This window comes from Aurantimonas sp. 22II-16-19i (assembly GCF_002088275.1).
GTDB lineage: Bacteria > Pseudomonadota > Alphaproteobacteria > Rhizobiales > Rhizobiaceae > Jiella.
In genome coordinates, this window is the sequence record NZ_AQQS01000002.1 from 150328 (window position 1) to 161755 (window position 11428).

At 67.3% G+C, this 11428-nt stretch carries 8 protein-coding genes; 6 read left to right on the top strand and 2 right to left on the bottom strand.

The window, feature by feature from the left end; genetic code table 11:
* Positions 1-97 precede the first annotated feature (97 nt).
* Positions 98-463, bottom strand: a complete 366-nt coding sequence (locus ATO4_RS03290) for a hypothetical protein (protein WP_083589986.1) — start codon at positions 461-463, stop codon at positions 98-100.
* A 173-nt stretch (positions 464-636) separates the two neighbouring features.
* Positions 637-2082 carry a homospermidine synthase gene (locus ATO4_RS03295; protein WP_083589987.1) on the bottom strand — a complete coding sequence of 482 codons (1446 nt, stop codon included), beginning with the start codon at positions 2080-2082 and terminating at the stop codon, positions 637-639.
* A 428-nt stretch (positions 2083-2510) separates the two neighbouring features.
* On the opposite strand from ATO4_RS03295, the gene ATO4_RS03300 reads away from it, so the two are divergent.
* The 6 genes from ATO4_RS03300 to ATO4_RS03325 all read left to right on the top strand — a co-directional run bounded on the left by ATO4_RS03300 (position 2511) and on the right by ATO4_RS03325 (position 11426).
* Positions 2511-3422, top strand: a complete 912-nt coding sequence (locus ATO4_RS03300) for a class I fructose-bisphosphate aldolase (protein WP_083589988.1) — start codon at positions 2511-2513, stop codon at positions 3420-3422.
* A gap of 91 nt (positions 3423-3513) precedes the next feature.
* Positions 3514-3999 (top strand): thioredoxin family protein, encoded by a 486-nt coding sequence (locus ATO4_RS03305; protein ID WP_245308539.1) that lies wholly within the window; start codon positions 3514-3516, stop codon positions 3997-3999.
* A gap of 145 nt (positions 4000-4144) precedes the next feature.
* Positions 4145-4921 carry a tellurite resistance TerB family protein gene (locus ATO4_RS03310; protein WP_083589989.1) on the top strand — a complete coding sequence of 259 codons (777 nt, stop codon included), beginning with the start codon at positions 4145-4147 and terminating at the stop codon, positions 4919-4921.
* Between the two features lie 232 nt (positions 4922-5153).
* On the top strand, positions 5154-8282 hold the full coding sequence (putA, locus tag ATO4_RS03315; protein ID WP_083589990.1) for a bifunctional proline dehydrogenase/L-glutamate gamma-semialdehyde dehydrogenase PutA: 3129 nt from the start codon (positions 5154-5156) through the stop codon (positions 8280-8282).
* 356 nt (positions 8283-8638) lie between these two features.
* On the top strand, positions 8639-10318 hold the full coding sequence (locus ATO4_RS03320; RefSeq protein ID WP_083589991.1) for a formate--tetrahydrofolate ligase: 1680 nt from the start codon (positions 8639-8641) through the stop codon (positions 10316-10318).
* Positions 10319-10340: 22 nt separating this feature from the next.
* Positions 10341-11426, top strand: coding sequence for an ABC transporter ATP-binding protein (locus ATO4_RS03325; RefSeq protein WP_083589992.1), 1086 nt, complete (start codon positions 10341-10343; stop codon positions 11424-11426).
* The last annotated feature ends 2 nt before the right edge of the window (positions 11427-11428 follow it).

Consider the following 11428-nt stretch of genomic DNA (forward strand, 5'->3'; position numbering starts at 1 on the left):
GCTGCTCTGTGCCTTCGGCTTCCGGCACGTGCCGGAGCTGCCGCGGTCCCATGTCCCGATCGGCACGTCCTCGTCCTGCCGTCCGCCGGGCGATCCGTCAGGCGCGGGTGAACTCGAAGCGCGTCCCGCTGGAGGCGGCACAGGCGAGCCGGTTCGTCTGGACGAGGTTGCAGTTCGCGGACTGCTGCTGGTTCGTCGTTCGCGAGGTATAGAGGATGTTGATCTGGCCGGGCCCGAGCTGGGAATAGGTTCCGGTGGCGAGCACGCCGCCGGTTCCCTGCTCGACCGAGGCGAAACGGCCGTTGTTGAACGTCGCGCTGTAGGCCACCGGCCCGCCAAGGGCGTTCCACCGGCCATCGACGCCCTGGGGCTGCGGCGCGACCGAGGCGCGCTCGCTGGTCGTGCAGGCACCGAGCACCGAAGCGATGAGCGTGGCTGCGACTGCCGTCTTGCGTGTCCGCATCAAGAATACCTCATACTCGGCGAGCGGGGCACATTGCACCGTGCCGGTTTGTGTCTTGTCGTCAATGTTTCAGGACGAGACGGTGCTTCGGTCAAGGGGCAATCGGGACAAAACCGCAGCTTTCGACCGGTTCCCCCAAACAAAGACGCGAGGAGGAACCGGCCGATGATTTTTCAGCGCACGAGAATGTTCTTGAACTGCCAGGGATCCTTGTCGTCGATGTCCTCCGGGAACAGGCCCGGCCGGTCCACCAGCGGCGTCCAGTTGGTGTAGTAGCCCTTGACGGGGCCGAGATACGGCATCTGGATCTCCAGGCAGCGCTTGTAGTCCATCTCGTCGGCCTCGACGATGCCGGCCTCCGGATTCTCCAGCGCCCAGACCATGCCGGCGAGCACCGCCGAGGTCACCTGCAGGCCGGTGGCGTTCTGGTAGGGGGCGAGCTGGCGGGTCTCCTCGATCGACAGCTGCGAGCCATACCAGTAGGCATTCTTCTCGTGGCCGTAGAGCAGGACGCCGAGCTCGTCGATGCCGTCGACGATTTCGGTCTCGTCGAGGACGTGCAGCTCCGGCTGGATCTTGCCGGCGGCGCCGAAGAGTTCGTGCAGCGACAGAACGGCGTCGTTCGCCGGATGGTAGGCATAGTGCGAGGTCGGGCGGTACGTGACCTCGCCGTCCTTGTTGTGATGGGTGAAGTAGTCGGCGATCGAGATCGATTCGTTGTGGGTCACCAGGAAGCCGTACTGGGGGCCCGGCGTCGGGCACCAGGAGCGCACGCGGGTGTTGGCGCCGGGCTGCTCCAGATAGATCGCGGACTGGTGGCCCTTCTTGTGGCGGTTGGCGTTCTTCGGCATCCACTTTTCATGGGTGCCCCAGCCGAGTTCCGCCGGCTGCATGCCTTCCGACAGGAAGCCCTCGACCGACCAGGTGTTCCAGAACACGTTCATCGGCTTGGGGGACTTGGCGCGCTGGGTGTCGCGCTCGGCGATGTGAATGCCCTTGACGCCGGCCTTCTTCATCAGCTTGGCCCAGCCTTCGCGGTCGTCCCACGCCGGCTCGGTGAATTCCATGCCGATCTCGTTGGCGATGTCGACCAGCGCCTTCTTGACGAACCAGGACACCATGCCGGGATTGGCGCCGCAGCAGGAGACGGCGGTGGTGCCGCCGGGATGCTTCTTCTGCTCCTTGCGAACGGTCTCGCGCAGCGCATAGTTGGTGCGCTCGGCATTCGACATGTTCTTGTCGAAGTAGAAGCCGAGCCACGGCTCGACGACGGTGTCGATGTAGAGGACGCCGAGCTCGCGGCACAGCTTGATCAGGTCGAGCGAGCCGGTGTCGACGGAGAGGTTGACGCAGAAGCCCTGGCCCTCGCCCTCGGTCAGGAGCGGCGTCAGGAGCTCCTCGTAGTTCTTGCGCGTCACCGCCTCGTTGATGAAGCGGATGCCCTTTTCGTCGAGCAGGCCGCGCACGCTCTCGTCGGGATCGATGACCACCATGCGGCTGCGGTCGTAGTCGAAGTGGCGCTCGATCAGCGGCAGGGTGCCCTTGCCGATCGAGCCGAAGCCGATCATCACGACGGGGCCGGAGATCTTCCCATGGACCGGATGCTGTGTATCAGCCATGTTCGCTTGCAACTCCTTGGGCGCGATTTCGAGGCGCCGGGCGAGATCCCCGACGCGTTGAGGTCAGGGAACGGTTGGCGCCGCGCTAGACGGTTTCCGCGTCAAATAAAAGCGAAATGTCGGCTTCAACCCGAAAAAGCCGATCGGCGGGCTCGAGCACCCGGCACAGGCCTCCGCCGGCCACCGAAGGAACGGGATCGCGCGGCCTCCGCCACGCCCTGCACGAGGCCTCCGCCCGCCGCCTGAGACCGCGGCGAACGCCGAGACGGCAGCTTTTTTCAAGACTCTGGTGGGACAGGCGGATTTTAATCGATTGGCATCCGCGGCGTCGTCTGGACGCCGCAGAGTTATGCCTACAAAAGAAGCGGCAGGCATCGCTCCGCCATGCGCTCTCGTTTCCCCGTCGTTTGCCGAAGGACACCGATATCATGCTCAGAACTGAAGTCGTGCGGAACATTCTCTCCTGGTACGAGGGCGAGACCCCGGGGCTGAAGAGCAACCTTTCACGGCTCCTGATGCATGGCCGCCTGGGCGGCACGGGCCGGATGGTGATCCTGCCGGTCGACCAGGGCTTCGAGCATGGGCCGGCGCGCTCCTTCGCGCCGAACCCGGCGGCCTACGACCCGCACTACCTCTACGAACTGGCGATCGAATCCGGCGTCTCCGGCTATGCCGCGCCGCTGGGTCTCCTCGAGCACGGCGCCGACACCTTTGCCGGCGAAGTCCCGCTGATCCTCAAGGTCAACAGCGGCAACGCCCTCGTCTCCAGCCAGGACCAGGCGATCACGGGCACCGTCGAGGACGCCATGCGCCTCGGCTGCGTCGGCGTCGGCTTCACCATCTATCCGGGCGCGGATGCCTCCTACGACATGATGGAGGAGCTGCGCGAGATCAGCCACGAGGCGAAGTCGCGCGGCCTGATCTCGGTGGTCTGGTCCTATCCGCGCGGCGGCAAGGTCACCAAGGACGGCGAGACGGGCCTCGACATCATCGCCTATGCCGCACACATGGCGGCGCTGATGGGCGCGACCATCATCAAGGTGAAGCTGCCGACGGCGCATGTCGATCTCGACGCGGCAAAGCCGATCTATTCGAAATACGAGATCGCCGGCGACACCGCGGCCGACCGGGTCCGCCACATCATGCAGGCGGCCTTCAACGGCAAGCGCATCGTCGTCTTCTCCGGTGGCGCCGCCAAGAACACCGACGAACTGCTCGAAGAGGTGCGCGGCATCCGCGAGGGCGGCGGCAACGGCTCGATCATCGGCCGCAACTCCTTCCAGCGCTCCAAGGCAGACGCCATCGCCCTGCTCAACCAGGTGATGGACATCTACGCCTGATCAGGGCGAACCTCGCCCGGTGCCGCGCGCGCCGCCGGCCAAATCGTCGCGGCGGCTAACTTTTCGTCGGCCGCCGCGCTATGATCGGCAAATGGCGAAGGCGCGGACCATCGGCTGGCATGGCTTCGGGACGAACGGTCCCGTGACTATCGGGCGGCGGCTGTCATGGCTCGCCGCCGTTTTTCTGCCGGTTGCCCTGCTGTTCCCGTCCGCCTTGCCCGGGCCGGCAAACGCCGCCGAACTCCTGATGTTCGAGCAGCCGGGCTGCCCGTTCTGCCGCAAGTTCGACGCCGAGATCGCGCCCGACTACCCGCAGAGCCGCATCGGCATGTTTGCGCCGCTCCGCCGGGTGAACATCTGGACGGACCGCCGGGGCGGCATCCCCGGGCTGACGCCGGCGGTGTTCACGCCGACCTTCGTGCTGATCGGCGACGACGGAACCGAGATTGGCCGCCTCGAAGGCTATCCCGGCCGCAGGTGGTTCTATCCCGAGATCGAGGCGTTGCTGGACGGGCGGGATCCGTCGCCCGCAGATGGGGATCCGGCGGGCCGGTCCGAAGCGCCGGCGGGGCGGTGATCGCGACCGTGCGCTCGGCAATTTCGGGTTTCGACCCGTCCAGGCCGTCGTGAGCCACGATGGCTCGCCTGAAAGCGCTATTGCCAATTGCATCTGCCGTTTCGATATCCGGGGTCAGCGACCGCACTCATGAGGACCCGACCCAATGGATATTCAGCGCCTTCTCTCCGATTTCCTCGGCAGCCAGACGCAGGGGGGCTCGTCCTCCCGCCGCGATCCCCATCGCGACGGTGACGGGCCGCGGGGCGGAAGTTCGGGCGGCTCTCTGATCGATCAGGTTGGCGGCATGCTTCAGGGGCGGGGTGGTTCGATGGTGACCAGCGCCGTTGTCGGCGGTCTCGCCTCGCAGCTCTTCAAGAAGAAGCGCGGCAAGTCCTTCGGCGGCAGCGCGCTCAAGCTCGGCGGTGCCGCGCTGGTCGCGGGCCTCGCCTACAAGGCCTACCAGAACTACCAGACGAAATCCGGCGCCACCGCGCTGCCCGGCGCCGAACCCGTGCGGAGCCTGGCCCCAGCGCAGAGCCCCGACGAGGTGCCAGAGCCCCATGGCACCGCCTTCATGCCCTCCGGCGAGGAGGATGATCGCGCCCGCCTGATGCTGTCGGCCATGATCGCCGCCGCCAAGGCCGACGGCTATATCGACGCCGATGAGGAGAATGCGATCTTCGGCAAGATCGACGACATGGATCTGGCGAGCGACGAAAAGGCCCTCGTCATGGACGAACTGCGCCGCCCCAAGACAGTTGACGACCTCGCCTCCGAAGCGAAAACGCCCGAGGTCGCGATGGAAATCTACACCGCCTCGGTGCTGGCCATCGACGCCGACCACCCGGCCGAACGCGCCTATCTCGACCTGCTGGCGGCAAGGCTCGATCTGCCCGCCGAGCTCGCGCGGGAGATCAGGCAGACGGCGGGCGCGGAGTAGGGGGCGAAGCGGCCACGGCCCCGCATGCGTCGTCGCGGCGGTTTGCTGAACTAGGCCCGAGCGGCGGCATTCGACCCATTGCGGTCGTTCATGGGGCTCGCAGCGAATGTCCGCTTCGAGCCCAAAGCCGAAATCCCTTTCCCACGTCCCGCCCGATTGCGTGTCGTCCCGGACGCTCCTAAATTCGATCGATTCGCGTGAATCTCTTGGTCTTTCGAACTCGGAGCGGCCCATGTCTGCGACTGCAGCTTCCACCCGCGCGGGCGGCAACTATCCGCCGGCCTTCTGCGCGCCGTTCTCCATCGACGACCAGGCGGCGGTCTCGGCGCTGCTCAAGGCATCGAGCCGCTGGACCCATGACGAGGACAGGGTCGACGAGCGCGCCCGCGGCCTGATCGTCGGCATCCGCAAGGCGGCCGGCGGCATCGGCGGCGTCGAGGATTTCTTGCGCGAGTTCGGGCTGTCGAGCCGTGAGGGGCTCGCCTTGATGATCCTTGCCGAGGCGCTCCTTCGCGTCCCCGATGCGGCCACCCAGGACCGGCTGATCGAGGAGAAGATCGGCGCCGGCGACTGGGCTCATCACGAGGGCGGCGAGGACCGGCTGATGACCGCGGCCTCCGCCTGGGCGCTCGGAATCTCGGCGCGGATCATCCGGCCCGGCGAGACGCCGCAGGGGGTGATGGCGGGCCTCGTCAAGCGCCTCGGCGGCCCGGCCGTGCGCCAGGCGACGCGCCAGGCGATGCGCTTCCTCGGCCGGCACTTCGTCCTCGGCGAGACCATCGAGGACGCGCTGGAGCGGGCGCGGGCCTACGAATCCAAGGGCTACCGCCATTCCTACGACATGCTGGGCGAGGGCGCCCGGAGCATGGAGGATGCCGAGCGCTATTATCGCTCCTATGCCGGCGCCATCGAGACGATCGGCCGCAGGGCCGGCAACAAGACGCTGCCCGACCGGCCGGGCATTTCCGTGAAACTCTCGGCGCTGCATCCGCGCTACCACCCGCTGCAGCGCGAGCGGGTCCTCGAGGAACTGCTGCCGAAGGTGATCGCCCTGGCCGAGCAGGCGCGCGGCTACGACCTCAACCTGACCATCGACGCCGAGGAGGCCGAGCGTCTCGAACTCTCCCTCGACGTCATCGACGCCTTGGTGAAGCGCTTCGACTTCCAGGGCTGGGAGGGCTTCGGCCTCGCCATACAGGCCTATCAGAAGCGCTCGCTTGCCGTCATCGAGCATGTCGACGGGCTCTGCGAGGCGGCCGGCATTCGCATGATGGTCCGCCTCGTCAAGGGCGCTTATTGGGACACCGAGATCAAGCACGCCCAGGAAAAGGGCCTCGAAGGCTATCCGGTGTTCTCGCGCAAGCCGGCGACGGACCTGTCCTATCTCGTCTGCGCCAAGGCGCTGCTCGACCGCCGCGCGCGGATCTACCCGCAGTTCGCCACCCACAACGCCCTGACCGTCGCGACCATCCTCGAAATGGCCGGCAAGGACCCGGCCGGCTTCGAGTTCCAGCGCCTCCACGGCATGGGCGAGGCGCTCTACGAGACGCTGCGCCGCTCCGGGCAAAAGCCGGTCGCCTGCCGCATCTACGCGCCGGTCGGCGGCTACCGCGATCTCCTCGCCTATCTCGTCCGCCGGCTGCTCGAAAACGGCGCCAACTCCTCCTTCGTCGCGATGGTCGGCGACGAGGACATTCCCGTCGATGACCTTCTCCAGCGGCCACGGGCGATGCTGGAAGCCGGCCCGGCGCGTCATCCGAAGATCGGCCTGCCGAAGGATCTCTTCTCGCCGCGCCAGAACTCCGCCGGCATCGAGACCGGCGACCGGCGGGCGCTGGGCAGCCTGATCTCCGAGCGCCGCAGGGTGCCGGTCGACCGGCTCGAGGCGCTGTGCGAGGCGGCGGCGGCGAAGGGCGGCTCGACGCCGGTCGCAATTCTCTCGCCGGTCGACGGCGCAAGGCTCGGCACCAGCCATCATCTGTCGGCGCAAGCCGCGTCCGCCCTCGTCGCCGAGGCCGCGCGCCATGCCCGCTCGGCCGAAGCGGTGCCGGCGGCGCGGCGGGCCGAGGCGCTGCGCAAGGCGGCCCAGATGATGGAAGCGAAGGAGGCCGAGCTTCTCGCCATCCTCGCGGCGGAAGGCGGCAAGACGCTCGACGACGGCATCGCCGAAGTGCGCGAGGCGGTGGACTTCCTGCGCTTCTATGCCGACGAGGCGATGCGGCTTTTCGCCGCGCCGGTGCCTCTCCCCGGGCCGACCGGCGAGGAGAACCGCCTGACCTACCGCTCGCGCGGCGTCGCCGTGGCGATCTCGCCGTGGAACTTTCCGCTGGCGATCTTCACCGGCCAGGTCGCGGCGGCGCTCGCTGCCGGCAACGTGGTCATCGCCAAGCCGGCCGAGCAGACGCCGCTGATCGCGGCGAAGGCCGTCGAGCTGCTGCATCAGGCGGGCTTTGCGAAAGAGCACCTCTATCTCGCGCCCGGCGATGGCAAGACCGGCGCGGCCCTGACCTCCCACGATCTCACCGCGGTTGTCGCCTTCACCGGCTCGACCGAGACCGCCTTTTCGATCAACCGGGCGCTCGCCGCCCGCAACGCACCGATCGCGCCGCTGATCGCCGAGACCGGCGGCATCAACGCGATGATCGCCGACGCCACCGCGCTGCCCGAGCAGGTGGCGGACGACGTGGTGATGTCGGCCTTCCGCTCGGCCGGCCAGCGCTGCTCGGCGCTGCGCCTCCTGTTCCTGCAGGAGGACGTGGCCGACAAGATCCTCGACATGATCGCCGGGGCGGCGAAGGAGCTGACCGTCGGCGATCCGCGCGAGCTTGCGACCGACATCGGTCCGGTGATCGACGCCGAACAGCTCGCCATGCTGAAGGGCCATGTCGAGCGCATGGGGCGCGAGCAGAAGATCCGCTACAGCGGCGAGGTGCCGGCGGAGCTGGCCGGCAAGGGCCACTACTTCGCTCCGCACATCGTCGAGCTCGACCGGCCGGAGGCGCTGGATCGGGAGGTGTTCGGGCCGGTGCTCCATGTCGTGCGCTGGAAGGCCAGGGACTTCGACAGGGTCCTCGACGCCATCGATGCCACGGGCTACGGCCTGACCCTCGGCGTGCACAGCCGGATCAATCAAACGGCGGAAAAAGTCATCGCACGCCTAACGGTCGGTAACCTCTATGTGAACCGCAATATCATCGGCGCGATCGTCGGATCGCAACCCTTTGGCGGATCGGGACTTTCCGGCACGGGACCGAAGGCTGGCGGCCCCAATTACCTGGCGCGTTTTGCTCGCGAGCAGGTGATTTCGGTCAATACTGCCGCAGCGGGAGGCAACGCCAGCCTGATTGCGATGGAATCGTAGCAACCCGGACACAGTCGAGCGGCGGAACCCGTGCTACATTGTTGGAGTTAAGTCAGGGCTTGCAGCGGCCGTCGCTTTCCTCCCATGCGGACCGGCCGCGTTTCCTGACCGAGTAGCAAGCAGTGGCCAACGGCATATCCTCCTGATGCCTGAAGCCGACATTGCGCGTAGAAGAAGAGCCCGGCGATCTCCTCCCACGCCGGGCTTTTCTTTGTCCGCCGGGCGGTTGCGCCAGCGATACCGTCGTTTCCGAACCCGTCTTCGAGATCCCCGGTCTTCCGGCGCATCGGCCTGTGGCCATGCGCAGGCGCCTTGCGTATGCTGATCCCAAAATCATCGATCCTAGGGAGACAGCCTTGAGCGCATTCAACTCCGACATCGCCATTGCGCGCGCCGCGAAGAAGAAGCCGATCAAGGAGATTGCCGCGCGCCTCGGCATGTCGGAGGAGGACATCGTCCCCTACGGACACGACAAGGCCAAGGTCTCAGCGCCGTTCCTGAAATCGCTCGAGAGCCGCCCCGACGGCAAGCTGATCCTCGTCACCGCCGTCAATCCGACGCCGGCCGGCGAGGGCAAGACGACGACGACGGTCGGCCTGGGAGACGGGCTGAACCGCATCGGCAAGAACGCCCTCATCTGCATCCGCGAGGCGTCGCTCGGTCCCTGCTTCGGGGGCAAGGGCGGGGCCGCCGGCGGCGGCTATGCCCAGATCGTGCCGATGGAGGAGATGAACCTCCACTTCACCGGCGATTTCCACGCGATCACCACGGCGCACAACCTGCTCTCGGCAATGATCGACAACCACATCTACTGGGGCAACGATCTGCAGATCGACAGTCGCCGGGTGACGTGGCGCCGCGTCCTCGACATGAACGACCGGGCGCTGCGCCAGATCACGGCTTCCTTGGGCGGTGTGGCCAACGGCTTTCCCCGCGAGACCGGCTTCGACATCACCGTCGCCTCCGAAGTCATGGCGATCCTGTGTCTGTCGAACGACCTGAAGGATCTGGAAAAACGCCTCGGCGACATCATCGTCGCCTATCGCCGCGACAAGACGCCGATCACCGCCCGTGATCTCAAGGCCGACGGCGCGATGGCGGTGCTCCTGAAGGACGCGATCCAGCCGAACCTCGTCCAGACGCTGGAGAACAACCCGGCCTTCGTCCATGGCGGTCCCTTCGCCAATATCGCCCATGGCTGCAACTCCGTCGTCGCCACCAAGGCGGCGCTGAAGCTTGCCGACTACGTCGTCACCGAGGCCGGCTTCGGCGCCGATCTCGGGGCGGAGAAGTTCTTCGACATCAAGTGCCGCAAGGCCGGTCTGAAGCCGGCGGCGGCCGTCATCGTCGCGACGGTGCGGGCGATGAAGATGAATGGCGGCGTCGCCAAGGCCGATCTCGGCGCCGAGAATGTCGAGGCGGTGAAGGCCGGCTGCGCCAATCTCGGCCGCCATGTCGAGAACGTCAAAGGCTTCGGCGTCCCCGTCGTCGTCGCGATCAATCACTTCTCCGCCGATACCGAGGCCGAGATCCAGGCGGTGAAGGACTATGTCGCGACCCTTGGCACCGAGGCGATCGTCTGCCGCCACTGGGCCGAGGGCTCGGCCGGGATCGAGGGCCTCGCCCACAAGGTGGTGGAGCTTGCCGATGGCGGTACCGCCGACTTCAAGCCGATCTATCCGGACGAGATGGGCCTGTTCGAGAAGATCGAGACGGTCGTGAAGAAGATCTACCGCGGCTCGGAGGTGACGGCCGACCAGTCGGTGCTCGACCAGCTTTCCGCCTGGGAGGAGGCCGGCTACGGCCATCTGCCGGTCTGCATGGCGAAGACGCAATACTCGTTCTCCACCGACCCGACCAAGCGCGGCGCGCCGACGGACTTTTCCGTCCATGTGCGCGAGGTGCGGCTGTCGGCCGGCGCCGGCTTCGTCGTCGCCATCTGCGGGCAGATCATGACCATGCCGGGCCTACCCTCGCAGCCGGCGGCCGAATCGATCTATCTGAACGATCAGGGCGAGATCGAAGGCCTGTTCTGACGCGTTCCGGAGCCGAGCACGGATGACTGCCATTTCTGTCCGCGGGGCGGTCAAGCGCTTCGGGAGCGCCGCCGCCGTCGACGACGTCACCCTCGACATCGCCAATGGCGAGTTCGTGGCGTTGTTGGGGGCGTCCGGCTGCGGCAAGACGACCCTTTTGCGGCTCATCGCCGGCTTCGAGACGTTGACTGAGGGCGCGATCCGCTTCGGCGACCGGCTGGTCGCCGGTGAGGGCGCCCATGTGCCGCCGGAAAAGCGCAACGTCGCCATCGTCTTCCAGTCCTACGCCCTGTGGCCGCATATGAACGTCGCCGAGAATGTCGGCTATGCGCTGCGGGTGCGTGGTCTGAGCAAGGCGGAACGCGACGGCAAGGTGGGCGAGGCGCTCGAAGCCGTCGAACTCTCCGGCTTCGAGGACCGGCGCCCGGCGGATCTCTCCGGCGGCCAGCGCCAGCGGGTCGCGCTCGCCCGCTGCCTGGCGATGAATCCGGATGTCATCCTCCTCGACGAGCCGCTGGCCAATCTCGACGTCCATCTGCGGGCGTCCATGGAAGAGACCTTCCGGGCCTTCCACGAGCGCACCGGCGCGACGATGGTCTACGTCACCCACGACCAGGCCGAGGCGATGGCCATGGCCGACCGCATCGCGGTGATGGAGAAGGGCCGCATCCTGCAGGTCGCCGATCCCGCAACGCTCTATGCCGAACCGTCCGGGGAACGCGTCGCGCGCTTCGTCGGCAATGGCCGGGTGGTGGGTTGCACCGTGCTCGGCATGGCGGAAGGCGGGCGGTACAGGGTGTCGCTGTTCGGCGGCGACGCGCTGGTGCGGGCCGGTGCGCAGGCACCGGCCTCCGGCGAGGCCCGGCTGGCCGTCAAGCCGGAGGGGCTGGCGATCGGCACGGAGGGTTTTCCCGCCAGGGTCCGCAAGGCGGTATTCAAGGGCGCGCACACGCTCTACGAGGTCGAGCCCGACGCGGCTCCCGGATTGCTGCTGCCGGTTCCCGACACCCGGCGCCTCGCCATCGGCGAGGTCGTGCGGGTCGCGGTGCGCGATGCCTGGCTGATGCCGGCCGAGCACGGAGCATCCGGTCTCGCCGAGGCCGCCTGACG